Genomic DNA, 25144 nt, shown 5'->3' with positions numbered 1-25144 from the left:
GGGTGCAACCGGGGATCCAGTGGGCCCAGTGTCACGAGAGCTGGTTTCGAACGACGCCTCGTCGTGTTTCGGTCCGGTTACGGAGCGAGCGCTCGCGTAAACAGCAGGTTTCGTCGCGGTCGGCGCCGCGCTCAGTCGTGCGGCGGCAGTTCGCCCGAGGTCAGCGCGATCATGCGGCTCATCGAGCGGAGGTACTTCTTGCGGTAGCCGCCCGCCATCATCTCCGCGTCGAAGACCTCGTCGAGCGGGATGCCGCTCGCGATGAGCGGCACCTCGGCGTCGTACACACGGTCGATGAAGGCGACGAGCCGCAGTGCGGCGTTCTGGTCGTTCAGTTCGTGCGCGCCGGTCAGCGCGATCGCCTCGACACCGTCGATGAGCCGCACGTACTTCGAGGGATGGACGGTGGCGAGGTGCGCGATGAGCTCGTCGAAGCCGTCGAGCGAGGTGCGGTGGCCGTTGGCCGCGAGCGCCTCCGCCGTGCGCCGGACCGCCTCGTCGTCACCCGCGACGACCGCGTGCCCCTCGGTGTCGCGGCGGCGGTAGTCGAGTCCGTCGATGCGCAGCGTCTCGAAGTTGGCGGAAAGGGCGTGGATCTCCCGCAGGAAGTCGGCCGCGGCGAAGCGGCCCTCGCCGAGCGCGTTCGGCGGGGTGTTGCTCGTCGCGGCGACGCGCGTGCCGCCGGCCATCAGCTCGCCGAGGAAGCGGGTCATGAGCATCGTGTCGCCCGGGTCGTCGAGCTCGAACTCGTCGATGCAGACGAGCTTCGCCCCGCGGAGCAGCTCGACCGCCTGCGCGTAGCCGAGCGCGCCGACGAGCGCCGTGTACTCGATGAAGGTGCCGAAGTACTTCGGGCCATGCGCGACGTGCCAGAGCGCGGCGAGGAGGTGGGTCTTGCCGACACCGAAGCCGCCGTCGAGGTAGACGCCGGGCAGCTCGATACGGGCCGGCCGCTTGCGCGAGAAGAACCCGCCCGGCCGCTGGGCGGCGCGCCACGCGCCCGCGAACTCCTTGAGCCGGGCGAGCGCCGCCTGCTGAGAAGGGAAATCGGGGTCGGGACGGTAGGAGTCGAAGGACGCGTGCTCGAACTGGGGCGGCGGGGTCAGCGCGGCCGCGATCTCGGCGCCCGTGATGGTCGGGTTCCGCTCGATGAGCCGAACGAGCGTGCTGGCCTCAGCCGTGGTCATGTTCAGGGGTCTCCCGTGTTGCATCCGATGACGGCCCCTGTGACTTCGACCGGCGCGCCGCGTAGATTCGAGTTGGATTTCGCCACCAGCCTAGTCCGCTCCCCGAACCCCACGCCCGACCGGGCGCCCGCAGGAGGCCAGCATGTCCGTCGCGTTCGATCCCGCCGAGAAGTTCGCCGAGTACGCCCACCCGGAGCGGCTCGTCTCCACCGAGTGGCTCGCCGAACGCCTGGGCGAACCCGGTCTCGTGGTGGTCGAGTCCGACGAGGACGTGCTGCTCTACGAGACCGGCCACATCCCCGGTGCGGTGAAGATCGACTGGCACACGGAGCTCAACGACCCCGTCGTCCGCGACTACCTCGACGGCGAGCAGTTCGCCGCCCTGCTGGGCTCGAAGGGCATCGCCCGCGACTCGACCGTCGTCATCTACGGCGACAAGAACAACTGGTGGGCCGCCTACGCGCTCTGGGTGTTCACCCTCTTCGGGCACGAGGACGTGCGACTGCTCGACGGCGGCCGCGACCTCTGGATCGCCGAGGGCCGCGAGCTCACCACGGCGCCGGCCGAGGTCACGCCGGTCGAGTACCCGGTCGTCGAGCGCGACGACACCGTCGTCCGAGCCTTCAAGGAGGACGTGCTCGCCCACCTCGGGCGGCCGCTCATCGACGTCCGCTCCCCCGAGGAGTACTCGGGCGAGCGCACGACGGCACCCGCCTACCCGGAGGAGGGCGCGCTCCGCGCCGGGCACATCCCGACGGCGGCGTCCGTGCCCTGGGCGCGCGCCGCCGCGTCCGACGGCACGTTCCGCTCCCGCTCGGAGCTCGACGCCATCTACCGCGACGAGGTCGGCCTCGAGGACGACGACGAGATCGTCGCCTACTGCCGGATCGGCGAGCGCTCGAGCCACACGTGGTTCGTGCTCACGCACCTGCTCGGTTTCGAGCACGTGCGGAACTACGACGGTTCGTGGACCGAGTGGGGCAGCGCCGTGCGCGTCCCCATCGTCACGGGCGAGGCGCGAGGCGAGCTGCCCGTGCGCTGACCCGCCGGCCGCTCGTCCGTCCAGGCGCGGCGCGCCAGATCGGTGCGAGAATCGAGGGGATGGACGACACGGCACTCCCCGAGCGGCTCGCCGAGACCCGCGACGACTTCCTCGCGCTCGAGGTGAAGGACCGCCTCCAGCTCCTGCTCGAGTTCTCGAACGAGCTGCCGGAGCTGCCCGAGCGCTACGCAGACCACCCCGAGCTGCTCGAGCGCGTCGAGGAGTGCCAGTCCCCCGTCTACCTCTTCGTCGAGGTCGACGACGGCCGGGTGCACCTGTACGCGACCGCGCCGCGGGAGTCGCCGACGACCCGGGGCTTCGCCTCGATCCTCGTGCAGGGGCTCGACGGGCTCACCCCGCAGGAGGTGCTCGATGTCCCGGCCGACTACCCGCAGTCGCTCGGGCTCGGGCAGGCCGTGTCCCCGCTGCGGGTGCGGGGCATGACCGGCATGCTCGGGCGGATCAAGCGCCAGGTCGCCGAGCGCAGCGCCTGATCGGCGGCGGTCAGCGCGCGGCGAGCCAGTCCGCGATGAGCGCGCTCCAGCGCTCCGGATCCTCGTTCCACAGCTTAGTGTGGCGCGCGCCCTCGAAGATCTCGAACTGCACGAGGTCGGGACGGGCCTCCGCCAGTCGCCGCGAGCCGTCGATCGGCACGAAGCCGTCGTCGACGCTGTGCAGCAGCAGCATCGGCACCGCGAGTTCGTCGGCTCGATCTGCGGCGTCGAGCTCGGCGAGGTCGATGGGCTCAGCCAGGCCCGCGAGGCCGGAGCCGAGCCGGTCGCGCAGCACCCGGCTGACGACGACGGCGAACTCCGCCGGCAGGCGGTAGAGCGTGCCCTGGAAGCGCAGGATGTCCGCCCAGTCGACCGCCGGCGACTCCAGGATGAGGCCGCACACCGCCTCGGCGACGCTCGGCGAGCGGAGCATCGCCTGCAGCACCGTTCCGCCGCCCATCGACCAGCCCATCAGCACGATGCGCCGGGCGCCGCGCTCCTTCGCGTAGGTGACGGCCGCCTCCACGTCTCGCCACTCGGTGCTGCCGAGGCCGAAGCGGCCGTCCCCCGAGGCGGGCGCCTCGCCGTCGTTCCGGTAGGAGATCAGCAGCGTGTCCCAGCCCTGTGCGCGAGCCGGCGCGACGCCGCGCAGCCCCTCGGGGCGCCGGGCTCCCCAGCCGTGCACCTGGATGACCCAATCGCCGCCCGGCTCCTCGGCGGGGACGTGCCAGGCGGGCGCCGGTCCGACGGGCGTCTGGATCGCGACGTTCTCGTACGGGATGCCGAGCTCCCACGGACCCAGGTGGTACCAGCCGCTCATCCGCCCGCGCTGCGCGCGCTCGAGGCGGCCGAAGTCGATCGACTCGATGACCCGCCGGACGCCGCGCGGGCCTTCGTCGAGGACGTCCCCGAGTCGGGCGTATCCGGCGTCGCGGTCGAACCAGAACCCGTAGCGGCCGGCCATCCGCGCTTCGTCCGACGGCGCCAGCAGGATCTCGTTCCTCGGGCGGTCGACGCCGAGGATGCGGACGTCCTCCTCGCGTTCCAGCGGCGGAGTGACCACCTTGCGCGCGAACCGCACCCCGATCGCAGCGGTCACCGTCGCCGCGGCCGCCGCCGTCAGCGCGACCACCCCGATCGCGATCCCCACGCCCTTCGCGATGCGTGCTCCCCCTGGCATACGTCCCCCTCCGGTCGAACCCGTCGAGGTGGTGCCGGTCGGACCGGCGTGCCGCCGACATCCGCCTCGACGCAGACTCTAGTCTGCACTCGTGCCCGACTCAGCGACGCGACCGCCCCACGAGTTCGAGGTCGCGCTCGAATCCATCCGAGCGGCCTCGCCCCGAAGCGAGCTCCGCGTGTCCGAGATCCCCGCGCCCGCGGCCCTCGCCCCCTACGCCACCGCGCTCTCCGCGGACGTGCTGCCGAGCCGGCACGCCGACTCCGAGCTCGGCACCGGCCGCTTCGTGCTGCTGTACGACCCGAGCGAGCCGGAGCAGTGGGGCGGACGGTTCCGCATCGTCTGCTTCGCGCAGGCGCCGCTCGAGACCGATATCGGCCTCGACCCGTTCCTCGCCGACGTGGCCTGGTCCTGGCTCGTCGACGCCCTCGACGCGAGGGGCGCGAGCTACGTGGCGGCTTCGGGAACGGCCACGAAGATCCTCTCCACCGGCTTCGGCGAGCTCGCCCAGCAGGGCGACGGCGCGCAGATCGAGCTGCGTGCCTCGTGGACCCCGCTCGACCCCCGGATCGACGCGCATGTGGAAGGCTGGGGCGAGTTGCTGTGCATGCTTGCCGGGCTCCCACCCCGTTCCGAAGGGGTGACGACCCTACTCAGACGGAGGAACCGTGACTGACTACCGGGTGATCGACACGCCGGAAGCGTTCGCGGCCGCGGTCGACCGGATCGCCGACGGCGACGGCCCCATCGCGGTCGACGCCGAGCGGGCGAGCGGATTCCGCTACTCGCAGCGCGCGTACTTGATCCAGTTGTTCCGTCGAGGCTCCGGTACCTTCCTCTTCGACCCGCCCGCGCTCGGCGAGTTCGATCGGCTGCAGGAACTCGTGCACCACGACGAGTGGGTGCTGCACGCCGCCAGCCAGGACCTCGCCTGCCTGCGCGAGGTCGGGCTCGATCCCGATCGCATCTTCGACACAGAGCTCGCCGCGCGTCTCCTCGGCATGCAGCGCGTCGGCCTCGCCGCCGTCGTCGAGGAACTCCTCGGCGTCACCCTCGCCAAGGAGCACTCGGCGGCGGACTGGTCCACCCGGCCGCTCCCCCAGCCCTGGCTCACCTACGCGGCGCTGGACGTGGAGCTGCTCGTCGACGTGCGCGACCGCCTCGCCGAGGAGCTCGTGGCCGCCGGCAAGGCCGAGTTGGCCGCGCAGGAGTTCGACGCCGTGCTGCATCGTGAGCCCAAGCCCGCCACGAACGAGCCATGGCGCCGACTCTCGGGCATCCACGCGCTCCGCTCGCCCCGCAACCTCGCCGTCGCCCGTTCGCTCTGGCTCGCCCGCGACGAGCTCGCGGTCGAGCGCGACGTCGCCCCCGGTCGACTCGTCCCCGACTCCTCGATCCTCACGGTCGCGAAGGCGATGCCGAGGAGCCGGCGTGCGCTCGCCGACATGAAGGACTTCAACGGGCGCGCGAGCCGCAGCGAGCTCGATCGCTGGTGGAAGGCGGTCGAGGCCGCCATCCAGACGAACGATCTGCCGGCCGCTCGCGTGCCGAGCGACGCCCCGCCGCCCCCGCGCGCGTGGGCCGCGCGGAATCCCGAGGCCGACGCACGGCTCCGTCTCGCCAAGGAGGCGGTGGCCGAGATCGCCGAGGAGTACGGGATGCCGGTCGAGAACCTGCTGACCCCGGACACGCTGCGCCGGGTCGCCTGGCACCCGCCCGTCGAGCGCGATGCCGCGGCCATCTCGGCGGCGCTCGCCGAGCACGGCGCCAGGCCGTGGCAGCTTGAAGCCACCGCACAGAGAATCGCGGAGGCCTTTAGCGAGGCCGCACAAAGCATTCTGGACGCCGAGGACAGCGCTTCGTAGGTTCCGTCAAGCGATTCCGTCGCCGTGATGCCGGCTTCGTAGGATCGAGTCATCCTGATCCGAAAGGGAGCTGCAGCGTGGCTGAACGAGCTGATGTCGTGTTCGTCGACGGGGTCCGGACCCCGTTCGGACGAGCCGGTGAAAAGGGCATGTACTGGAACACCCGGGCCGACGACCTCGCGGTCAAGACCATCACGGGGCTCCTCGAACGCAACCCCTCCCTACCCCCGGCGCGGGTGGACGACGTGGCGATCGCCGCGACCACCCAGCAGGGCGACCAGGGCCTGACCCTCGGTCGCACCGCCGCGATCCTCGCGGGGCTGCCGATGAGTGTGCCGGGCTTCGCGATCGACCGCATGTGCGCCGGCGCGATGACCGCCGTCACCACCACCGGGTCCGGCATCGGCTTCGGCCAGTACGACGTCGTCATCGCCGGCGGGGTCGAGCACATGGGACGGCACCCGATGGGCCTCGACGCCGACCCGAACCCGCGGTTCCTCGCCGAGAAGCTCGTCGCCGCCGACGCGCTCAACATGGGCAACACCGCCGAGCGGCTCCACGACCGCTTCCCCGAGCTCACCAAGGAGCGCGCCGACCGCTTCGGCATGCTGAGCCAGCAGAAGGTGCAAGCCGCCTACGACGCCGGTCACATCCAGCCCGACCTCGTGCCGGTCGCCCTGCGCACCGAGTCGGGCTGGGGCCTCGCGACGGAGGACGAGGGCCGCCGCCCCGAGACGACCATGGAGGGCCTCGCGACGCTGAAGACGCCGTTCCGCCCGCACGGCCGGGTCACCGCGGGCAACGCCTCACCCCTCACCGACGGCGCCACCGCCGCGATCCTCGCGAGCTCCGACGCGGCGAAGGAGTTCGGCCTCTCGACGAAGATGCGCATGGTCAGCTTCGCCTTCGCCGGCGTCGAGCCCGAGGTCATGGGCATCGGCCCGATCCCGTCGACCGAGAAGGCGCTGAAGCGCGCCGGCCTCGACATCTCCGACATCGGGCTGTTCGAGCTGAACGAGGCGTTCGCCGTGCAGGTGTTGAGCTTCCTCGATCACTTCGGCATCGCCGACGACGACGAGCGGGTGAACCCCTGGGGCGGTGCGATCGCCGTCGGCCACCCGCTGGCCGCCTCCGGCGTCCGCCTGATGACGCAGCTCGCCCGCCAGTTCGAGCAGCGCCCCGACGTGCGCTACGGCGTGACCGCGATGTGCGTCGGCCTCGGCCAGGGCGGCACCGTCATCTGGGAGAACCCGCACCACAAGCGCTACGGAAAGGGTCGTTGAGCGACATGACCGACTACTCGAAGATCGACTTCTCCGAGCTCGCCGCCATGTCGGCCGACGAGGTCGTCACGCACTCGTACGTGCGCGACGTCCGGTTGCCGTCCGGCAAGACCCTGGCGCTCATCACGCTCGACAACGGGCGAGACCACACCCGACCCACGACGCTCGGTCCGGTCACGCTGCTCGAGCTCGACGAGCGGCTCGTCGAGCTGCAGGCGCGCGCCGCGGCGGGCGAGATCGACGCCGTCGCCATCACCGGCAAGCCGTACTTCCTCGCCGCCGGCGCCGACCTCTCGAAGGTCGGCGAGATCCCGAGCCGCGAGGTGGCGCTCAAGATGGGTCAGCTCGGCCACTTCGTGCTCGGCAAGCTCGGCGAGCTGGGCGTGCCCTCGTTCTGCTTCATCAACGGCCTCGCCCTCGGCGGCGGGCTCGAGATCGCGCTGAACTCCGACTACCGCACGGTGGACTCCTCGGCGCCCGGCATCGCCCTGCCCGAGGTGTTCCTGGGCATCATCCCCGGCTGGGGCGGCGCGTACCTGCTGCCGAACCTGATCGGTATCGAGAACGCGCTCAAGGTCGTCGTCGAGAACCCACTCAAGAACAACCGCATGCTGAAGGCGAAGGACGCCCTCGAGCTCGGCATCGCCGACGCGATGTTCGCGCCGGTGAACTTCCTCGAGGAGTCTCTGAAGTGGGCCGACGGCGTCCTCGGCGGGCGCGTGCAGGCGAAGCGGCCGAACACGCCGGGCAAGCTCGAGCGGCTCGCCAAGTGGGACGTCGCGATCGGCATCGCGCGCAAGACGCTCGAAGCCCGCATCGGCTCGGTCGCGAAGTCGCCCTATGCGGCGCTGGAACTGCTGAAGGCCGCCAAGAGCGGCAGCAAGGCCGAGGGCTTCGCGCGTGAGGACGAGGTGCTCGCGGACCTCATCGCAGGCGACCAGTTCCGCGCCTCGATCTACGCGTTCAACCTCGTGCAGAAGCGGGCCAAGCGCCCGGCGGGCGCACCCGACCGCGAGCTCGCCCGCAAGGTGACGAAGGTCGGCATCATCGGCGCCGGGCTCATGGCGAGCCAGTTCGCGCTCCTGTTCGTGCGCCGTCTGCAGGTGCCGGTCGTCATCACCGACCTCGACCAGGCCCGTGTCGACAAGGGACTCGGCTACATCCGCGACGAGATCGGTGCGCTCGAGCAGAAGGGCCGCATCGACGCTGACGAGGCGAACCGGCTCCGCGCGCTCGTCAGCGGCACGACCGACAAGGCCGACTTCGCCGACTGCGACTGGGTCATCGAGGCCGTGTTCGAAGACCTGGCGGTGAAGCAGCAGGTGTTCGCCGAGGTCGAGCCGCACCTCGCCGAGACGGCGATCATCGCGACGAACACCTCCTCGCTCTCCGTCGAGGAGATCGGCGCGAAGCTCGCGCACCCCGAGCGCCTCGTCGGCTTCCACTTCTTCAACCCGGTCGCGGTGATGCCGCTGATCGAGATCGTGAAGACGCCGAAGACCGACGACGCGACGCTCGCGACCGCGTTCGCGACCGCTGCGAAGCTCAAGAAGAGCGCGGTGCTCACCGCCGACGCCCCGGGCTTCGTCGTGAACCGGCTGCTCGCCAAGGTGATGGGCGAGGCGGCGCGCGCCGTCGACGAGGGCACCCCGGTGCCGGTCGTCGAGAAGGCGCTCGCGCCCATCGGCCTCCCGATGGGCCCGTTCGAGCTGATCGACCTCGTCGGCTGGGCGGTCGCGGCGCACGTGCAGGACACGATGGTGCGGGAGTTCCCCGAGCGCTTCTACGCCTCCGAGAACATGCACGCGCTCTCGAAGCTCGGTGCGCCCGTCGTCGAGAAGGACAAGCACGGCAAGGTCGTCGACCTCAGCAAGGAGGCGAAGAAGGCGATCACGGTGGGCAAGAGCCCGGTGGATGCCGCGACGATCCTCCGCCGCGTCGAGGACGAGCTCGCCGGCGAGATCCACCTCATGCTCGAGGAGCAGGTCGTCGCCGCGGCGGAGGACATCGACCTCTGCCTCATCCTCGGCGCCGGCTGGCCGTTCCAGGCCGGCGGCGCGACGCCGTACCTCGACCGCGTGGGCGCGTCGGAGCGGGTCTTCGGAGACACGTTCCACCACCCGCCGGTGCGCGGCGTCGGCGACTGAGCCGAGCAGACACCGGAACGGCCCGCGACGAGATCGTCGCGGGCCGTTCTCGTTCCGGCGTGCCGGCGCCCTCAGTCGGCCGCGCGGGCGACGACCGGCTGGGCGCCGGTGTCGCCGGAGACGCCGCGGGCGTGCGGCAGCTTCGTGCCGAGCACCATCGCGGTGACGTCGTGAGCGATGTGCTGCGGAGTGAGCCCCACGCGCTCGAGGATCTCGGCACGCGAGCCGTGGTCGAGGAACTCATCGGGCAGGCCCAGTTCGGTCACGGCGGTGTCGACGCCGGCCTCGCGGAGATCCTGCCGGATGCGGGTGCCCACGCCGCCGACGCGCACGCCGTCCTCCAGCGAGACCACGAGGCGATAGTCGGCGGCCAGGCGCACGACGCTCTCGGGCACCGGGACCACCCAGCGCGGATCGATCACGGTCGCGCCGATGCCGTGCGCCTCGAGCCGCTGCGCCACGTCGAGGCCGATGCCCGCCATCGGGCCGACGGTCACGATGAGCACGTCGCGGCGCTCCGACTCGACGAGCACGTCGACGCCGTCGGCCGTCCGCCGGACCGCGTGGTACTCGGTGCCGACGGAGCCCTTCGGGAAGCGGAGCACCGTGGGCGCGTCCTCGACGCGCACCGCCTCGCCGAGCTCCTCGGCGAGCCGGATGGAGTCGCGCGGGGCGGCGATCCGGATGCCGGGGACGACCTGCAGGATCGAGAGGTCCCAGACGCCGTGGTGGCTCGGCCCGTCGGGCCCGGTGACTCCGGCGCGGTCGAGCACGAAGGTGACCCCCGCCTTGTGCAGCGCGACGTCCATCAGCAACTGGTCGAAGGCGCGGTTCATGAAGGTCGCGTAGACGGCGACCACGGGATGGAGCCCGCCGAAGGCGAGCCCGGCCGCACTCGTGACCGCGTGCTGCTCGGCGATGCCGACGTCGAAGACACGGGACGGGAAGCGCTCGGCCATGCGGTGCAGACCGGTGGGGCGCAACATGGCCGCGGTGATGCCGACGAGCCGCTCGTTCTGCTCGGCGAGCTGCACGAGCTCGTCGGCGAACACGCTCGTCCAGCTCTTCGCACCGCTCGTGTCGAGCGGCTCGCCCGACTCCGGGTCGATCTGCCCGACGGCGTGGAACTGGTCGGCCACGTCGTTGCGGGCGGGCTCGTAGCCGCGACCCTTCTCGGTGATCGCGTGCACGATGACCGGGGCGCCGTAGTTCTTCGCCTGCCGGAGGGCGTCTTCCATGGCGTGCTCGTCGTGCCCGTCGACCGGACCGACGTACTTGATGTCGAGGTTCGAGTAGAGCGCCTCATTGTCGGTGAAGCGCGAGAGGAAGCCGTGCAGGCCACCGCGCACCCCGCGGTAGAACGCCTTCGCGGGCCCGCCGAGTCGTTCGAAGGCCTCGCGGCTCGAGAGGTGCAGATTGCGGTAGGTGCGCTTCGTGCGCACGGAGTTCAGGAAGCGGGCCATGCCGCCGATGGTCGGTGCGTACGAGCGGCCGTTGTCGTTGACGACGACGATGAGCTTGCGGGTGTTGTCGTCGGAGATGTTGTTGAGGGCCTCCCACGTCATGCCGCCCGTGAGCGCCCCGTCGCCGACGACGGCCACGACATGACGATCGTGCTGCCCGGTCATCTCGAAGGCCTTCGAGATGCCGTCGGCCCAGGACAGCGAGCTGGACGCGTGCGAGGACTCGACGATGTCGTGCTCGGACTCGCTGCGCTGCGGATAGCCGGCGAGCCCGCCGTTCTGGCGCAGGGTCGAGAAGTCCTGGCGCCCGGTGAGCAGCTTGTGCACGTACGACTGGTGCCCGGTGTCGAAGACGATGGCGTCCTGCGGGGACGAGAACACCCGGTGGATCGCGATGGTCAGCTCGACCACGCCGAGGTTCGGGCCGAGGTGTCCGCCCGTCTTCGCCACGTTCGCGACGAGATGCTCGCGCACCTCCACCGCGAGCTGGTCCAGCTGCTCCCTCGTGAGACCGTCGAGGTCGCGAGGACCTCTGATCGTCTCCAGCAGGGTCATCTGCGCCGCCTTTCCGTGCGCCGCGAAATGGGGTGCGGCATCCGTCGATTCTACGCGACCGGAACGGCCGAGGCCGGGCGCTCCCTGAATGGAACGCCCGGCCTCGCCGAGTCGCCGTCTGTGTCAGACGAGCGAGCGCAGCACGTACTGCAGGATGCCGCCGTTGCGGTAGTAGTCGGCCTCACCGGGCGTGTCGATGCGGACGACCGCGTCGAACTCGATCGTCTGCTTGCCGGCCGGCGAGTGCTCGCTCGGCTCGGCGACGACGTGCACCGTCTTCGGGGTCGTGCCCTCGTTCAGCTGCTCGAGGCCCGAGATCGAGACGATCTCGGTGCCGTCGATCCCGAGCGAGTCGGCGGACTCCCCCACCGGGAACTGCAGCGGGACGACGCCCATGCCGATGAGGTTCGAGCGGTGGATGCGCTCGAAGCTCTCGGTGATGACCGCCTTCACGCCGAGCAGGCTCGTGCCCTTCGCCGCCCAGTCGCGCGAGGAGCCGGAACCGTACTCCTTGCCGCCGAAGATGACGAGCGGGGTGCCCTGCGCCTGGTAGTTCTGCGAGGCGTCGTAGATGAACGACTGCGGCGCGTCGGCCTTCGTGAAGTCGCGCGTGTAGCCGCCCTCGACGCCGTCGAGGAGCTGGTTGCGCAGTCGGATGTTCGCGAAGGTGCCGCGGATCATCACCTCGTGGTTGCCGCGGCGCGAGCCGTAGGAGTTGAAGTCCTTGCGCTCGACGCCGTGCTCGGTCAGGTAGTGGCCGGCGGGGCTGTCGGCCTTGATCGAGCCGGCGGGCGAGATGTGGTCGGTCGTGACCGAGTCGCCGAGCTTCGCGAGCACGCGGGCGCCCGAGATGTCGGACACCGGCGAGGGCTGCATGGTCATGCCCTCGAAGTACGGGGGCTTCCGCACGTAGGTCGACTTCTCGTCCCACTCGAACGTCGAACCGGTCGGCGTCGGCAGCGTGCGCCACCGCTCGTCGCCCTCGAAGACGCTCGCGTACTGCGTGGTGAACATGTCCTCGCTGATCGACGAGTCGATCGTGGCCTGCACCTCGGCCGCGTCGGGCCAGATGTCGCGCAGGAAGACGTCGTTGCCCTCGGGGTCGGTGCCGAGCGCATCGGTCTCGAAGTCGAAGTTCATCGAGCCGGCGAGCGAGTAGGCGATGACGAGCGGGGGCGACGCGAGGTAGTTCATCTTCACGTCGGGGTTGATGCGGCCCTCGAAGTTGCGGTTGCCCGAGAGCACCGCGGTCACCGCGAGGTCGTTCTGCTGGATGGCGGCCGAGACCTCTTCGATGAGCGGGCCCGAGTTGCCGATGCAGGTGGTGCAGCCGTAGCCGACGGTGTAGAAGCCGAGGTCTTCGAGGTCCTGCGTGAGGCCGGCCTTCTCGTAGTAGTCGGTGACGACCTTCGAGCCCGGCGCGAGCGTGGTCTTCACCCACGGCTTGGCCTTCAGGCCCTTCTTCACGGCGTTGCGGGCCAGCAGGCCCGCCGCGAGCATGACCGAAGGGTTCGAGGTGTTCGTGCACGAGGTGATCGCCGCGATCGTGACGGCGCCGTGGTCGAGCGTGTACTCGGTGCCGTCGGCCTCGACGACCTGCGTCGGCTTCGAGATCGAGGTCGGCGCGTGGCTCTTGTGGTGGTGCACGTGCTGGCTGTACTCGTCTTCCGGCGAGTTCGCGGGCGGGTCGGACGCGGGGAACGACTCGGCGATCTCGAGGTCGACGAGGTCGTGGTCGACCTCGGCGTAGTTCGTCAGGTCCTTCTCGAACTGCTCCTTGGCGGTCGAGAGGATGATGCGGTCCTGCGGGCGCTTCGGGCCGGCGATCGACGGCACGACCGTGGAGAGGTCGAGCTCGAGGTACTCGGAGAACACCGGCTCGTTCTCGGCGTCGTGCCAGAGCTTCTGCTCCTTGGCGTAGGCCTCGACGAGGGCGAGCTGCTGCTCGCTGCGCCCGGTCAGGCGCAGGTAGTCGACCGTGACGTCGTCGATGGGGAACATCGCGGCGGTCGAACCGAACTCGGGGCTCATGTTGCCGATGGTCGCGCGGTTCGCGAGCGGCACCGAGGCGACGCCCGAGCCGTAGAACTCGACGAACTTGCCGACGACGCCGTGCTTGCGGAGCATGTCGGTGATGGTGAGCACGACGTCGGTCGCGGTCACGCCGGTCGGGATCGAGCCCGAGAGCTTGAAGCCGACGACCTTGGGGATGAGCATCGAGACGGGCTGGCCGAGCATGGCCGCCTCGGCCTCGATGCCGCCGACGCCCCAGCCGAGCACGCCGAGGCCGTTGACCATCGTGGTGTGCGAGTCGGTGCCGACGCAGGTGTCGGGGTAGGCGCGGACGACGCCGTCGACCGAGCGGTCGTAGATGACCTTCGCGAGGTGCTCGATGTTCACCTGGTGCACGATGCCGGTGCCCGGCGGCACGACCTTGAAGTCGTCGAAGGCCGTCTGGCCCCAGCGCAGGAACTGGTACCGCTCGCCGTTGCGCTCGTACTCGATCTCGACGTTGCGCTCGAGGGCGTTCTCAGTGCCGAACAGATCGGCGATGACCGAGTGGTCGATGACCATCTCGGCGGGCGAGAGCGGGTTGATCTTGTTGGGGTCGCCACCGAGGGCGACGACGGCCTCGCGCATCGTGGCGAGGTCGACGATGCAGGGCACACCGGTGAAGTCCTGCATGACCACGCGCGCGGGCGTGAACTGGATCTCGGTGTCGGGTTCGGCCGTGGGAACCCACGAGCCCAGCGCCTCGATCTGCTCCTTCGTGACATTCGCGCCGTCCTCGGTGCGCAGCAGGTTCTCGAGCAGCACCTTCAGGCTGAAGGGGAGCTTCTCGTACCCGGGCACGGTGTCGATGCGGAAGATCTCGTAGGATTCGTCGCCGACGCGGAGCGTGTCCTTCGCCCCGAAACTGTTCACTGCAGACACGATGTCCTCTCCTTCGCGAAGCCTGCCGCGAACGCATCGCGGCACTTCATCTTGCTCGTCAGACAGGGGGCCGATCCAGCAAGGGTAACCTAATGGCCCCAGCGCCGCCCCGCCCCGCGGGTTCGAGCTATTTATCTCGACGTCGAGATAACTCTATCACTCGGCGGCGGCATCCTTCGCCGGGTACACGGCGCGCACGACGAGCCAGGTGAAGACGAGCACGAGGGCGTACAGCGGGACCCCCATGAGCAGTCGGGTCGCCCCGAGCGCCTCGACGTTCTGCGCGAAGTAGAACGGCAGCTGCACCGCGAGCCGGGCGACGAAGAGCCCGACCCAGACGAGGGTGAGGAACTGCGCGGCGCGGAGCTTGCGGCGGTCCTGCCGCCAGGCGAGGCCGTCGTTCATGAGGAAGCCGACGATCAGCCCGATCACCGGCCAGCGGACGAGCACCGAGACGAGCAGCACGGTCGCGTAGACGCCGTTCGTCCAGAAGCCGAGCACGTAGTTGTCCTCGGCGCGCCCGGTCCAGAGCGAGAGCCCGGCCGAGGCGAGCACGCCGACGAGGCCGGCGATCGCCTGCGTCGGCTGTCCTTTGACCACCACCCGCGCGATCGTGAAGACGACGGCGAGCCCGACGGACGCTGCGAGCGCCGGAATGAGCGCCGACTGGGTCTCGAGGTGCGCGAAGCTCGTCAGCGAGCTGTAGACGACGAGGAAGACGAGGCCGGGCAGCAGGGCCTCGAGGATGCCTCGGACGCCGCCGACCGCGGTGAGCAGGTCGCGCCCGCTCAGGCGTTCGTCGCGAGCGAGCGCACCGAGCCCGCTGCGCTCCGCCGCCGCCGCCAGCTGACGGCCGAACTCCCCGGCGAGCTCGGAGCGCTCGCCCGGCTCCGCGGCCGAGCGGGAACCGTCCGCCCCGTCGGAGCCGGCGGCACGGTGCGCCGCGTCGAGGGAGGCCTCGTCGGCCGGCGCGCCATCGCGCCGCTCGGCGTCGCCCGACATCACTGCTGCGGCTGGGCGCCGGTCGCCGGCATCCGCAGCGGGATCAGGTCGCGCGGCGGCATCGGCGTCGTGCCGCGGACGACGACGATCGAGCGGAACAGGTCTTCGACCTGCGCCGCGGCAGTGGGATCGACCGCCGCCTCCCCCGCGATCACGCCGCGGAGGAACCAGCGCGGCCCGTCGACGCCGACGAAGCGGGCGAGACGCATCCGGCCGGTGGCGCCGTCGGCGGCCGCGACCGGGATCTGCGCGAGCAGCTCGGGACCGAACGCCCCGTCGCGGACGCTCGTGGTGCCGCCCTGCCGCGCGATCTGCTCGGCGATCTGCTCCCGGATCTCGTGCCAGAGTCCGCTCGAGCGCGGTGCCGCGAACGGCTGCACCTGCAGCGTGGAGTTCGCGTAGTCGAGGCCGACCGCGACGACGCGCTTCGAGCCCTCCTCGACCTCGAGGCGCAGGTGCAGGCCCTCCCGAGGAAGCACCTTGACCCCGCCGAGGTCGACGTAGGGGCGGACGGGGTTCGCCTCCGACTCGTCGAACGGCCCGGCGGTCTCACGGTCCTCGGGGGCCGACTTGGGGTGGTCGACGGGGCGCTCGGCGCTCCCGGCGTTCTCGATCTCGCTCACGCGTTCGCTCCTTGCTTCTGCTCGCCGAACCCCGTCGATCCGAACCCGCCCTCGCCGCGATCGCTGCCCGGCAGGCGCTCGACCTCGACGAAGCGCGCGCGGCTCACCGGCATGACGACGACCTGGGCGATGCGGTCGCCCGCCTCGATGGCGTACGGCTCGCGTGCGTCGGTGTTCAGCAGCGCGACCTTGATCTCGCCGCGGTATCCGGCGTCGACGGTGCCCGGCGCGTTCACGATGGTGATGCCGTGCTTGAACGCGAGCCCGGAGCGCGGCACCACGAAGGCGACGTAGCCGTCGGGCAGCGCGATGGACACCCCGGTGCCGACGGTGGCGCGCTCACCGGGGGCGAGGACGATGGACTCGGCGGCGTGCAGGTCGGCTCCGGCGTCGCCCGGGTGGGCGTAGCTCGGGACCCGCTCGGCCGTGATCAGGACGTCGACGGAATCGCTCACCGTTCGAGGGTAGTGCAGAAGTCTGGTGGGATAGAGACATGCCCGTGTACCGCGAGAAACTCTGGCCCACTCCCTGGATCTACATCGTGAGCCTGCTGCTCGTCCCGTCGAGCATCCTCGTGCTCGCCCCGGTCTCGATGCCGGCGGGCATCGTCACGGGGATCGTGCTCTACCTCGCCGTGGTCGGGGCTCTCAGCCTCACGGCGCCGACCGTCGAGGTGCGCGACGGACGACTCCGCGCCGGGCGGGCCGAGATCGACCTCGCGCACACCGGCGAGGCGGTCGCAGCGGAGGACGCCGCGGCGCGGGCGGAGCGGGGCACCGGGCTCGACGCGCGGGCGTTCCTCGTCATCCGGGGTTGGGTGCAGCCCGTCGTGCGCATCCCGATCGTCGACCCGGCCGACCCCACCCCGTACTGGCTCGTCTCGAGCCGCCGGCCCAAAGAACTGGCCGCCGCGATCAACGGATCGCGACGGCCGGAGTAGGTGCGGGTGCGTCGCTCAGGCGGCGCACTCGAGGCAGATCGGCCCGAGCTTCGTCTCGTGGTCGATCTGCGAGCGGTGCTTCACGAGGAAGCAGCTGACACAGGTGAACTCGTCGGCCTGCGGCGGGAGCACGACGACGTCGAGCTCGACGTCCGAGAGGTCGGCGCCGGCGAGGTCGAAGCTACCCGGGTTGTCGGCGTCTTCGACGTCGACCACACCCGACATCTTGTCGGGGACGCGTTCCTTGAGGGCCTCGATCGACTCCGAGTCGTCTTCGGTCTTCCGCGGGGCGTCGTAGTCGGTTGCCATTCCCATCCATTCCTTCACGCCGAGGATTCGGCGGCGTTAGTCTGCATGAAATCATCGGCGTAAGCAAACCATCGCCCGAGAGCCCTTCGGCTCTCGCTGCCTGGTCAACTTCCGGCACGCCCGGGGTATTCCCGGAGCACGGCCCGTTCGCGTGGCATCCTTGGCGGGAACGCACGCACGGAAGGGTTCTCGCGATGCAGGAACTGAAGGTGATCGGAGTCGAGGACGGCGCACTCCTCGTGGCGACCGAGGACGGCGCGCGCTTCCGGATCGTGGTGGACGATGTGCTGCAATCGCGCATCCGGCAGGCCCAGCCCGAGCAGCACCAGGGGCCGAAGATCCCGCCCCGCGAGATCCAGGCACACATCCGCTCCGGGCTGTCCGCCGAGGACGTCGCGGAGATCACCGGAGCCGCGGTCGAGTACATCCGCCGTTTCGAAGGACCCGTGGTCGCCGAGCGCGAGCACATCGTGAACTCCGCCCTCGCCGTGCCCGTCGCGACCGCGATCGAGCCCGACGGCGACGAGCCGGCTTCGTTCGGCTCCGCCATCCGCGACCGCCTCGCCCGCCTGGGCGCGAGCGGTGAGCGCTGGGCGAGCTGGAAGGACGAGGAGCGCGGCTGGATGGTCAAGCTCGAGTTCACCGTCGACGAGATCGACCATGACGCCCGCTGGAGCTTCGAGCCGCGCAAGCAGGCGCTCCAGCCCCTCAACTCCGAGGCGATCACACTTTCGCAGCAGGGCGAGCTCAAGGGCGGCCTGATCCCTCGCCTGCGCGCGGTCGACGGGGATGCCTCCCGCTTCGACAGCGGCGCGTTCACGCTCGAGGAGCCGGAGCACGGCGAGTTTGACACCGCCCCGCAGCTCGAACCGCTCCCCTACGCCCGCAGTACGCCGCAGTCGAGCCCGGCCGTCACCCGCGCCGCGATCAAGCGCGCCGACGAGCCGGCTCCGGTCATGGGCGAGACGGCCGACCTCCTGGAGGCGCTCCGCCGCCGCCGGGGCGAGCGCGAGTCGGCCGGCGAGGCCGCGGCGTCGAAGCCCGCCGAGGCGACCCCGCTGCTCGAGCAGCCCGAGCTGCCGCTCCCCGCGGAACCGCTCGCCGAGTCGAGCCCGAAGACGAAGGCCGAGCCCGGCGAGGACCGGCCCGGCAAGGCCGCACGCAGCCTCTGGGGTGGCAAGCAGCAGAGCAGCGGGCGTGGGGCCGCAACCCCGGCGAAGAAGAGCTCCAGGGCGTCCATGCCGAGTTGGGACGAGATCGTCTTCGGCGCGCGTCCGGACGACGACCTCGCCTGATCTCACGCTGCTCGAACGCGCTGTGGCCGCCGTCGCCGCCGACGTCGCAGGCGCGGCGTCCTGAAGCGCCCTGCCGCCAGGACGAGCGGCCTCAGGCCGACTTCTCCTGACGGCGCTGCTTCGCCGGGACGATCGTGGGCGCCGCGTTGTCGATGACCGCCGCCTTCGTGACGACGACCCGGGCGACCCCCGTGGAGCTCGGCACCTCGAACATGATCGGGCCGAGCACCTCCTCCATGATCGCGCGGAGTCCACGGGCACCGGTCTGCCGGAGCACGGCGAGGTCGGCGATCGCCTCGAGCGCGTCCTGCTCGAAGTCGAGCGCGACGCCGTCGAGCTCGAACATGCGCTGATACTGCTTCACGAGCGCGTTCTTCGGCTCGGTGAGGATCTCGATGAGCGCCTCGCGGTCGAGCGGCGTGACGGTCGCGACGACGGGAAGCCGGCCGATGAACTCGGGGATGAGGCCGAACTTGTGCAGGTCTTCCGGGAGCACCTCGCTGAAGAGCTCCGCGTCCTCGCGCTTCGAATGCAGCGGTGCGCCGAAGCCGATGCCGCGCTTCCCCGCGCGCGAGGAGATGATGTCCTCGAGCCCGGCGAACGCACCCGCGACGATGAACAGCACGTTCGTCGTGTCGATCTGGATGAACTCCTGGTGCGGGTGCTTGCGCCCGCCCTGCGGGGGCACCGAGGCGACCGTGCCCTCGAGGATCTTCAGCAGCGCCTGCTGCACGCCCTCGCCGGAGACGTCGCGGGTGATCGACGGGTTCTCGGCCTTGCGCGCGATCTTGTCGACCTCGTCGATGTAGATGATGCCGGTCTCGGCGCGCTTGACGTCGTAGTCGGCGGCCTGGATGAGCTTCAGCAGGATGTTCTCGACGTCTTCGCCGACGTAGCCGGCCTCGGTGAGGGCCGTGGCGTCGGCGACGGCGAACGGCACATTCAGCTGCTTCGCGAGCGTCTGGGCCAGGTAGGTCTTGCCGCACCCGGTCGGGCCGATGAGCAGGATGTTCGACTTGGCGATCTCCACGTCGTCGTGGGCGCGGTCGGCGGTGGTCAGCGTGGTCTTCGCGCGGATGCGCTTGTAGTGGTTGTAGACGGCGACGGCGAGGGCGCGCTTCGCGGGCTCCTGCCCGATCACGTACTCCTCGAGGAAGGAGAAGATCTCCTTCGGCTTCGGCAACTCGAACTCGCCGGCCTCGGTCTCGCCGGCCTCGGCCAGACGCTCCTCGATGATCTCGTTGCAAAGCTCGACGCACTCGTCGCAGATGTAGACGCCGGGGCCCGCGATGAGCTGCTGGACCTGCTTCTGGCTCTTTCCGCAGAACGAGCACTTCAACAGGTCTGCGCTCTCTCCGATGCGTGCCATCGCATCCTCCCTCTCAGCGGTCTGCTCCGAGCCTAACCCGTGCCGGCGTCGTTGCGGCGGAGCGGCGCAGGATCGGCGACGGCGTGGCGATCCGCTTCAGTCGATCAGGTGCCGGAGATACCGGCGGGGGTCGCCGAGGAGCGAACTGGCGTGCTGCACGATCTCGAGCTCCGCCCACTCGACGCGGCACAACCCCCATCCGGCCGGACGAAGAGACGGCGAACGGCGCGCCGGTCGTCCAGCGCGCCGTTCGTCATCCGGGTTCCCCGACTCAGCTGGTGAGCGCGGGCAGCGTCTTGCGGGAGGTCAGCACCTGGTCGATGAGACCGTACTGCAGGGCCTCCTCGGCCGAGAGGATCTTGTCGCGGTCGATGTCCTTGTTGACCTCCTCCTGGCTGCGCTTGGAGTGCTTCGAGAGCGTCTCCTCGAGCCAGGTGCGCATGCGCAGGATCTCGGCCGCCTGGATCTCGATGTCCGAGGCCTGCCCGTGCCCCGCCTCGCCCATCGCGGGCTGGTGGATGAGGATGCGGGCGTTGGGGAGCGCGAGGCGACGACCGGGCGTGCCGGCAGCGGCGATGACCGCAGCCGCCGAGGCGGCCTGGCCGAGCACGACCGTCTGGATCTGCGGACGGATGTACTGCATCGTGTCGTAGATCGCGGTCATCGCGGTGAAGGAGCCGCCCGGCGAGTTGATGTACATCATGATGTCGCGCTCGGGGTCCATCGACTCGAGGACGAGCAGCTGCGCCATGATGTCGTCGGCCGACGCGTCGTCGACCTGCACGCCGAGGAAGATGATGCGGTCCTCGAAGAGCTTCGCGTACGGGTCCTGGCGCTTGAAGCCGTAGGCCGTGCGCTCCTCGAAGCTCGGCAGGATGTAGCGCGAGCCGGGCGCCTGCACGCCGGAGAAGGCGGTGCCGCCGTTCGCAGGACCGGTGAAGGCTTGCATTGTCATTCGCTCGTTCTCTCTCTCGTTACGCCTGGTTCGTTCCGCCGCCGCCCGCGACGTCGAGCGCGGACTCGCGGATGTGGTCGACGAAGCCGTACTCGAGCGCCTCCTGCGCGGAGAACCAGCGGTCGCGGTCGCCGTCGGCGTTGATCTGCTCGACCGACTTGCCGGTCTGCGCCGCCGTAATCTCCGCCAGGCGCTTCTTCATATCGAGGATGAGCTGGGCCTGGGTCTGGATGTCGCTCGCAGTGCCGCCGAAGCCGCCGTGCGGCTGGTGCAGGAGCACTCGCGCATTCGGGGTGATGTAGCGCTTGCCCTTGGTGCCCGCGGTCAGCAGCAGCTGCCCCATCGAGGCCGCCATGCCGATGCCCACCGTGACGATGTCGTTCGGCACGAACTGCATCGTGTCGTAGATCGCCATGCCCGCCGTGATCGAACCGCCCGGCGAGTTGATGTAGAGGTAGATGTCCTTCTTCGGGTCCTCGGCGGCGAGCAGCAGGAGCTTCGCGGCGATCTCGTTCGCGTTGTCGTCGCGCACCTCGGAACCGAGCCAGATGATGCGGTCCTTCAGCAGTCGATCGAATACACCCGGCTGCGGGGTCTGTTCGGCCATGGATGTCGCTCCGTTTCGTTGTCGCGTTGAATCGAATCTATCCGGTGCAACCGCGCGGAACGGGGCTGTTCGCCCTAGGCGGATGACGCGTCGCCGCCCAGGGCCGCGGCGTACGCGGCCAGCGAACGGCGGTACTGCGGCAGGTGCGGAACGAGCGCGGCCACGAGCTCGGCCGCCGCGCGCCGCTCGCGCCCGAGATCGACGAGCGCAAGCGCCCGGAACGCCGTCACCGCGTCGCCGAGGTCGTGCGGCTCGACCGAGGCCTCGTCGAGCAGCGCGAGCGACTCACTCGGCCGGCCGAGGTTCCGCAGCGTCGAGGCGAGCTGGATCAGCGCCTCGACCCGCGGCCTCCCCGCGAGCCCGAGGGTGAGCGCCCGCCGGTAGCCGGCGACGGCCTCGTCCTCCAAGCCCGCCGCATCGCGGGCTCCCGCCGCCTCGAAGGCGCCGCGAGGGTCGCTGTCGGGCAACTCGGCCGCGAGCGCGTCGATTCGCCGGATCACCTCGGCGTCGCCGAGGGCGTCCGCATCCGCCCAGACGGCGTCGACGGCGTCCTGCCAGTCCGCTGCGGTCATCGTGCGTCCGTCCCTTCGCCGTCGTGGCGGAATGCGAGCGGGGGCCGGGCCATCGGCCCGACCCCCGCTCGCGGAATCAGCTGCTTACGCGTCCGACTTCTTGGCGGCGCGCTTCTTCGGCGCGGGCTTCTCGCCCTCCGCCTCGTCGCTCGCCTTCTTCGTGGCGCGCTTCTTCGGCGCGGGCTTCTCGGCCTCTTCGGCCTCCTCGACGATCTCCTCGGCCTCGGCGACGACCTCGGCCTCGGCCTCGGCCTCGCCGACGGCGGTGAACTCGCTGAGGTCGACGGCCTTGCCGTCGGCGTCGGTGACCTTCGCCTTGCCGAGCGCGATCGCCAGCGCCTTGTTGCGGGCGACCTCGCCGACCATCGCCGGGATCTGGCCCTGCTCGCTGAGGATCTGGACGAACTCCTGCGGGTTCATGCCGTACTGGGCGGCGCCCTGCACGAGGTACTGGGTGAGTTCGTCCTGGCTGACCTGGACGTTCTCGACCTCGGCGATCTTGTCGAGGATGATCTGCGACTTGAACGACTTGGTGCTCGCCTCGGTGACCTCGGCGCGGTGCTCGTCGTCCTCGAGGCGGTTCTCGGACTCGAGGTGGCGGTGCACCTCGTCCTCGATGACCGAGTCGGCGACCGGGACGTCGGCGAGCTCGATGAGCTTGTCGACGAGCAGGTCGCGCGCCTGGGTGCCCTGGCCGAAGGTCTTGTTGCGACCGACCTGCTCCTTGAGCGACTCGGTGAGCTCGGCGATGGTGTCGAACTCGCTCGCGATCTGGGCGAAGTCGTCGTCGGCCTCGGGGAGCTCGCGCTCCTTGACGGCGGTGACGGTGACGGTGATCTCGGCCTCGGCACCCTCGTGCTCGCCGCCCAGGAGGCTCGAGGTGAAGGTGGTGGTCTCACCCGCGGTGAGCGAGTCGAGCGCCTCGTCGATGCCCGCGAGGAGCTCGCCCGAGCCGACCTCGTAGGAGATGCCGTTGGCGGTGTCGACCTGGGCGCCCTCGATCTCGGCGACGAGGTCGAGCGTCACGAAGTCGCCGGTCTTCGCGGGACGGTCGACCGTGATCAGCGTGCCGAAGCGGCTGCGCAGACGGTCGAGCTCCTCGGTGACCTCGTTCTCGTCGATCTCGACCGAGTCGACGGTGAGCTCGAGGCCGTCGTAGGCGGGCAGCTCGATCTCGGGGCGCACGTCGACCTCGATCGAGAGCAGCAGGTCGCCCGAGAAGTCCTTCTCGTTCGGCCACTCCACGATGTCGGCCGCGGGGCGGCCGAGCGGGCGCAGCTCGTGCTCGGTGACGGCGGCGCGGTAGAAGCCGTCGAGGCCCTCGTTGACGGCGTGCTCGAGCACGGCCGCCTTGCCGACGCGCTGGTCGATGATGGGCGGCGGCACCTTGCCCTTGCGGAACCCGGGCACGTTGATCTGCTCGGCGATGTGCTCGTACGCGTGGGCGATGCTGGGCTTCAGCTCCTCGGGCGTCACCGTGATGGTGAGCTTGGCGCGCGTCGGGCTCAGCTTCTCAACCGAAGTGGTCGGCATGTGGAAGTTCTCCTGTTGTGTGGAAGTTCGTGTCGAGCCAGGCGACTCGTCGGGGCGACAGGATTCGAACCTGCGACCTCCCGCTCCCAAAGCGGGCGCTCTAGCCAAGCTGAGCTACGCCCCGAGTCGCTACTCAACTCGTCGCCACCCGCGAGGGCATGCCGAAGCAGGCCGGGACGCGGATGACCCGAGAAAGTCTACTGCACGGCGCGGGGCTGCTCATGACACCTGGAGCGATGCCGCGGCCGAGCGCGGACGGAGCTGAATCGGAGGGGATGACGGGAATCGAACCCGCGTAATCAGTTTGGAAGACTGAGGCTCTACCATTGAGCTACATCCCCGATGCGCCTGACGGCACGGTTCGATCGTAGTGCACATCGGCGGGGTCGCCGCGCACGGTGCGCGTGCGCGGCTCGTTCGAGTGCGGCATCCGACCGTAGTGAGGTACGCCTCCCCTTCGCAAGCCCTGCCTTCCCTTGCTTGAAATAGATCGCGAGCTGCGTAGCGTTGAAGCAGACAACGACCAAGGGAAGGCGGAACAGATGACCGACACCATGGCTCCGAAGACCGGCGCGAACGCCGAGGTCGCCTCCGGGGTGGCCCAGTTCTTCACCCCGATCGTGCACGAGCTCGTGACGCTCGCCGTGAACGGCAAGCAGGCGCATTGGCACGTCCGCGGCATCAACTTCCTGCCGGTGCACGAGTTCCTCGACACCGTCGTGGAGCACGCGCAGGGCTGGGCCGACGAGGCCGCCGAGCGCGTGATCGCACTCGGCCTGCCGATCGACGCCCGCCTCGCGACCGTCGCCAAGCAGACCGCGGGCGCGAACCCCAAGGCGGGCTTCAAGCCGTCCGAGGACACCATCGCCGACGTGATCGCGCAGATCGACGTCGCGACCGAGAAGGTGAACGCCGCGATCGAGGGCCTCGAGACGCTCGACCCGTCGAGCCAGGACATCGCGATCGCGATCCGTCAGGGCCTCGACAAGGACCGCTGGTTCCTCTCGGCGCACCTCAGCGTGAGCTGAGCCTCGGCACCGACGACGGAGGGGCCGGGATCCGCGAGGATCCCGGCCCCTCCTCATGCCCGGCGCCGGCCGGGGATCAGCGCTGCAGCCAGGCGAGCACGGCGAGCACCCGGCGGTGATCGGTGCCGGAGTCCTCGAGGCCGAGCTTCTGGAAGATCGAGGTCACGTTCTTCTCGACCGCGCCGACGCCGATGAACAGCTGTGCGGCGATGCCCGCGTTCGTGCGCCCCTCGGCCATGAGCTCGAGCACCTCGCGCTCACGGGGCGTGAGGCTCTCGAGCGGATCGGCACGACGGCTCAGCAGCTCGCGGACGACCTGCGGGTCGAGCACGGTCCCGCCGTCGCTGACCCGGCGCACGGCGTCGTCGAGCTCGTCGAGCGAAGCGACGCGGTCCTTCAGCAGATAGCCCATGCCGCCCTCGCCGGAGCTCAGCAGCTCGTGGGCGTAGGTGCCCTCGACGTACTGGCTGAGCAGCAGCACCCCGAGCCTCGGATAGCGGCGGCGCAGCTCGATCGCCGCGCGCACGCCCTCGTCGCGGAAGCTCGGGGGCATGCGCACGTCGAGCACCGCGACGTCGGGCAGATCCTCGGCGACCGAGGCGAGCAGCTGCTCGGCGTCCGGGTAGGACCCGACCGTCTCGAACCCGGCCTCGTCGAAGAGCCGGACGAGCCCTTCGCGCAGGAGCACCGAGTCCTCGGCGAGCACGACGCGGAGCTGGCCGCGGGCGGGGTCTGGCATGCCCCCAACCCTAGCGGCGCGG

23 protein-coding genes and 2 tRNA genes are annotated in these 25144 nt (G+C 70.3%); 9 read left to right on the top strand and 16 right to left on the bottom strand.

Annotated features, from left to right (window positions below):
• Window positions 1-131: 131 nt before the first annotated feature.
• A complete protein-coding gene (gene zapE, locus QSJ60_RS10620) occupies window positions 132-1187 on the bottom strand; it encodes a cell division protein ZapE (protein ID WP_189084873.1) in 1056 nt (351 codons plus the stop codon).
• 142 nt (window positions 1188-1329) lie between these two features.
• On the opposite strand from zapE, the gene QSJ60_RS10615 reads away from it, so the two are divergent.
• Together QSJ60_RS10615 and QSJ60_RS10610 are read left to right on the top strand one after the other, a co-directional pair.
• The gene (locus tag QSJ60_RS10615; RefSeq protein WP_285463586.1) at window positions 1330-2229 is read left to right on the top strand and encodes a sulfurtransferase; all 900 of its coding nucleotides are present in this window, start codon (window positions 1330-1332) and stop codon (window positions 2227-2229) included.
• A gap of 59 nt (window positions 2230-2288) precedes the next feature.
• Window positions 2289-2723, top strand: a complete 435-nt coding sequence (locus QSJ60_RS10610) for a SufE family protein (RefSeq protein ID WP_285463585.1) — start codon at window positions 2289-2291, stop codon at window positions 2721-2723.
• Between the two features lie 10 nt (window positions 2724-2733).
• Here the strand turns inward: QSJ60_RS10610 and QSJ60_RS10605 are convergent, their stop codons facing one another.
• The gene (locus QSJ60_RS10605; RefSeq protein WP_285463584.1) at window positions 2734-3903 is read right to left on the bottom strand and encodes an alpha/beta hydrolase family protein; all 1170 of its coding nucleotides are present in this window, start codon (window positions 3901-3903) and stop codon (window positions 2734-2736) included.
• A 91-nt stretch (window positions 3904-3994) separates the two neighbouring features.
• On the opposite strand from QSJ60_RS10605, the gene QSJ60_RS10600 reads away from it, so the two are divergent.
• The 4 genes from QSJ60_RS10600 (at window position 3995) to QSJ60_RS10585 (ending at window position 9198) form a co-directional block, all read left to right on the top strand.
• Complete coding sequence (locus QSJ60_RS10600; RefSeq protein ID WP_189084870.1) at window positions 3995-4579, top strand: DUF3000 domain-containing protein; 585 nt, start codon at window positions 3995-3997, stop codon at window positions 4577-4579.
• Window positions 4572-5768 carry a ribonuclease D gene (locus tag QSJ60_RS10595; protein ID WP_189084869.1) on the top strand — a complete coding sequence of 399 codons (1197 nt, stop codon included), beginning with the start codon at window positions 4572-4574 and terminating at the stop codon, window positions 5766-5768. The genes QSJ60_RS10600 and QSJ60_RS10595 overlap by 8 nt, the downstream gene beginning before the upstream one ends.
• A 77-nt stretch (window positions 5769-5845) precedes the next feature.
• A complete protein-coding gene (locus QSJ60_RS10590; RefSeq protein WP_285463583.1) occupies window positions 5846-7051 on the top strand; it encodes a thiolase family protein in 1206 nt (401 codons plus the stop codon).
• A gap of 5 nt (window positions 7052-7056) precedes the next feature.
• Window positions 7057-9198: a 3-hydroxyacyl-CoA dehydrogenase NAD-binding domain-containing protein gene (locus QSJ60_RS10585; protein WP_285463582.1), complete on the top strand. Its 2142-nt coding sequence runs from the start codon at window positions 7057-7059 to the stop codon at window positions 9196-9198.
• 71 nt (window positions 9199-9269) lie between these two features.
• Here QSJ60_RS10585 and dxs read toward each other — a convergent pair whose 3' ends face one another.
• From dxs to dut, 5 genes are all read right to left on the bottom strand, one after another.
• Window positions 9270-11216 (bottom strand): 1-deoxy-D-xylulose-5-phosphate synthase, encoded by a 1947-nt coding sequence (gene dxs, locus QSJ60_RS10580; RefSeq protein ID WP_230763319.1) that lies wholly within the window; start codon window positions 11214-11216, stop codon window positions 9270-9272.
• Between the two features lie 123 nt (window positions 11217-11339).
• Window positions 11340-14150: an aconitate hydratase gene (locus QSJ60_RS10575; protein WP_285463581.1), complete on the bottom strand. Its 2811-nt coding sequence runs from the start codon at window positions 14148-14150 to the stop codon at window positions 11340-11342.
• 156 nt (window positions 14151-14306) lie between these two features.
• Window positions 14307-15152 (bottom strand): DUF3159 domain-containing protein, encoded by an 846-nt coding sequence (locus tag QSJ60_RS10570; RefSeq protein ID WP_285463580.1) that lies wholly within the window; start codon window positions 15150-15152, stop codon window positions 14307-14309.
• Complete coding sequence (locus tag QSJ60_RS10565; protein WP_230763315.1) at window positions 15152-15775, bottom strand: DUF3710 domain-containing protein; 624 nt, start codon at window positions 15773-15775, stop codon at window positions 15152-15154. The genes QSJ60_RS10570 and QSJ60_RS10565 overlap by 1 nt, the downstream gene beginning before the upstream one ends.
• Entirely contained in the window at window positions 15772-16230 is a 459-nt protein-coding gene (gene dut / locus QSJ60_RS10560) for a dUTP diphosphatase (RefSeq protein ID WP_230763313.1), read from the bottom strand. The genes QSJ60_RS10565 and dut overlap by 4 nt, the downstream gene beginning before the upstream one ends.
• Before the next feature lie 38 nt (window positions 16231-16268).
• Here dut and QSJ60_RS10555 point away from each other — a divergent pair, with 38 nt between their 5' ends.
• Complete coding sequence (locus QSJ60_RS10555; protein ID WP_230763311.1) at window positions 16269-16715, top strand: DUF3093 domain-containing protein; 447 nt, start codon at window positions 16269-16271, stop codon at window positions 16713-16715.
• Window positions 16716-16730: 15 nt separating this feature from the next.
• Here QSJ60_RS10555 and QSJ60_RS10550 read toward each other — a convergent pair whose 3' ends face one another.
• Window positions 16731-17024: a DUF4193 domain-containing protein gene (locus tag QSJ60_RS10550; protein ID WP_189084861.1), complete on the bottom strand. Its 294-nt coding sequence runs from the start codon at window positions 17022-17024 to the stop codon at window positions 16731-16733.
• 194 nt (window positions 17025-17218) lie between these two features.
• Between QSJ60_RS10550 and sepH the strand changes: the two genes are divergently transcribed.
• On the top strand, window positions 17219-18319 hold the full coding sequence (gene sepH, locus QSJ60_RS10545; RefSeq protein WP_285463579.1) for a septation protein SepH: 1101 nt from the start codon (window positions 17219-17221) through the stop codon (window positions 18317-18319).
• A 91-nt stretch (window positions 18320-18410) separates the two neighbouring features.
• Here sepH and clpX read toward each other — a convergent pair whose 3' ends face one another.
• From clpX to QSJ60_RS10510, 7 genes are all read right to left on the bottom strand, one after another.
• Window positions 18411-19688 (bottom strand): ATP-dependent Clp protease ATP-binding subunit ClpX, encoded by a 1278-nt coding sequence (clpX, locus tag QSJ60_RS10540; RefSeq protein ID WP_189084859.1) that lies wholly within the window; start codon window positions 19686-19688, stop codon window positions 18411-18413.
• Window positions 19689-19959: 271 nt separating this feature from the next.
• The gene (locus tag QSJ60_RS10535) at window positions 19960-20637 is read right to left on the bottom strand and encodes an ATP-dependent Clp protease proteolytic subunit (RefSeq protein ID WP_189085153.1); all 678 of its coding nucleotides are present in this window, start codon (window positions 20635-20637) and stop codon (window positions 19960-19962) included.
• 25 nt (window positions 20638-20662) lie between these two features.
• Window positions 20663-21250: an ATP-dependent Clp protease proteolytic subunit gene (locus tag QSJ60_RS10530; RefSeq protein ID WP_189084858.1), complete on the bottom strand. Its 588-nt coding sequence runs from the start codon at window positions 21248-21250 to the stop codon at window positions 20663-20665.
• A gap of 74 nt (window positions 21251-21324) precedes the next feature.
• Complete coding sequence (locus tag QSJ60_RS10525) at window positions 21325-21822, bottom strand: tetratricopeptide repeat protein (protein ID WP_230763307.1); 498 nt, start codon at window positions 21820-21822, stop codon at window positions 21325-21327.
• An 84-nt stretch (window positions 21823-21906) separates the two neighbouring features.
• The gene (gene tig, locus QSJ60_RS10520) at window positions 21907-23355 is read right to left on the bottom strand and encodes a trigger factor (RefSeq protein WP_285463578.1); all 1449 of its coding nucleotides are present in this window, start codon (window positions 23353-23355) and stop codon (window positions 21907-21909) included.
• Window positions 23356-23404: 49 nt separating this feature from the next.
• A tRNA-Pro gene (locus QSJ60_RS10515) sits at window positions 23405-23479 on the bottom strand.
• A 146-nt stretch (window positions 23480-23625) separates the two neighbouring features.
• A tRNA-Gly gene (locus QSJ60_RS10510) sits at window positions 23626-23696 on the bottom strand.
• 201 nt (window positions 23697-23897) lie between these two features.
• Between QSJ60_RS10510 and QSJ60_RS10505 the strand changes: the two genes are divergently transcribed.
• Entirely contained in the window at window positions 23898-24383 is a 486-nt protein-coding gene (locus tag QSJ60_RS10505) for a Dps family protein (RefSeq protein WP_189084855.1), read from the top strand.
• 76 nt (window positions 24384-24459) lie between these two features.
• On the opposite strand, the gene QSJ60_RS10500 is transcribed toward QSJ60_RS10505, so the two are convergent.
• On the bottom strand, window positions 24460-25122 hold the full coding sequence (locus tag QSJ60_RS10500) for a response regulator transcription factor (RefSeq protein ID WP_189084854.1): 663 nt from the start codon (window positions 25120-25122) through the stop codon (window positions 24460-24462).
• Window positions 25123-25144 lie beyond the last annotated feature (22 nt).

This window comes from Agromyces sp. NBRC 114283 (assembly GCF_030268405.1).
Classification (GTDB): Bacteria; Actinomycetota; Actinomycetes; order Actinomycetales; family Microbacteriaceae; genus Agromyces; species Agromyces mediolanus.
The sequence above is the reverse complement of the archived record's forward strand: the minus strand, read 5'-3'. Positions and strand labels throughout refer to the sequence as shown.

What these genes read in the sequence shown, in the direction of transcription:
- QSJ60_RS10570 (WP_285463580.1), bottom strand. Translation starts at nt 15,152, where the DNA reads ATGTCGGGCGACGCCGAGCGGCGCGATGGCGCGCCGGCCGACGAGGCC.
- QSJ60_RS10585 (WP_285463582.1), top strand. Translation starts at nt 7,057, where the DNA reads ATGACCGACTACTCGAAGATCGACTTCTCCGAGCTCGCCGCCATGTCG.
- QSJ60_RS10610 (WP_285463585.1), top strand. Translation starts at nt 2,289, where the DNA reads ATGGACGACACGGCACTCCCCGAGCGGCTCGCCGAGACCCGCGACGAC.
- QSJ60_RS10615 (WP_285463586.1), top strand. Translation starts at nt 1,330, where the DNA reads ATGTCCGTCGCGTTCGATCCCGCCGAGAAGTTCGCCGAGTACGCCCAC.
- sepH (WP_285463579.1), top strand. Translation starts at nt 17,219, where the DNA reads ATGCAGGAACTGAAGGTGATCGGAGTCGAGGACGGCGCACTCCTCGTG.
- QSJ60_RS10550 (WP_189084861.1), bottom strand. Translation starts at nt 17,024, where the DNA reads ATGGCAACCGACTACGACGCCCCGCGGAAGACCGAAGACGACTCGGAG.
- QSJ60_RS10555 (WP_230763311.1), top strand. Translation starts at nt 16,269, where the DNA reads ATGCCCGTGTACCGCGAGAAACTCTGGCCCACTCCCTGGATCTACATC.
- zapE (WP_189084873.1), bottom strand. Translation starts at nt 1,187, where the DNA reads ATGACCACGGCTGAGGCCAGCACGCTCGTTCGGCTCATCGAGCGGAAC.
- dxs (WP_230763319.1), bottom strand. Translation starts at nt 11,216, where the DNA reads ATGACCCTGCTGGAGACGATCAGAGGTCCTCGCGACCTCGACGGTCTC.
- QSJ60_RS10535 (WP_189085153.1), bottom strand. Translation starts at nt 20,637, where the DNA reads ATGCAAGCCTTCACCGGTCCTGCGAACGGCGGCACCGCCTTCTCCGGC.
- QSJ60_RS10525 (WP_230763307.1), bottom strand. Translation starts at nt 21,822, where the DNA reads ATGACCGCAGCGGACTGGCAGGACGCCGTCGACGCCGTCTGGGCGGAT.
- QSJ60_RS10605 (WP_285463584.1), bottom strand. Translation starts at nt 3,903, where the DNA reads ATGCCAGGGGGAGCACGCATCGCGAAGGGCGTGGGGATCGCGATCGGG.
- QSJ60_RS10530 (WP_189084858.1), bottom strand. Translation starts at nt 21,250, where the DNA reads ATGGCCGAACAGACCCCGCAGCCGGGTGTATTCGATCGACTGCTGAAG.
- QSJ60_RS10500 (WP_189084854.1), bottom strand. Translation starts at nt 25,122, where the DNA reads ATGCCAGACCCCGCCCGCGGCCAGCTCCGCGTCGTGCTCGCCGAGGAC.
- tig (WP_285463578.1), bottom strand. Translation starts at nt 23,355, where the DNA reads ATGCCGACCACTTCGGTTGAGAAGCTGAGCCCGACGCGCGCCAAGCTC.
- QSJ60_RS10505 (WP_189084855.1), top strand. Translation starts at nt 23,898, where the DNA reads ATGACCGACACCATGGCTCCGAAGACCGGCGCGAACGCCGAGGTCGCC.
- clpX (WP_189084859.1), bottom strand. Translation starts at nt 19,688, where the DNA reads ATGGCACGCATCGGAGAGAGCGCAGACCTGTTGAAGTGCTCGTTCTGC.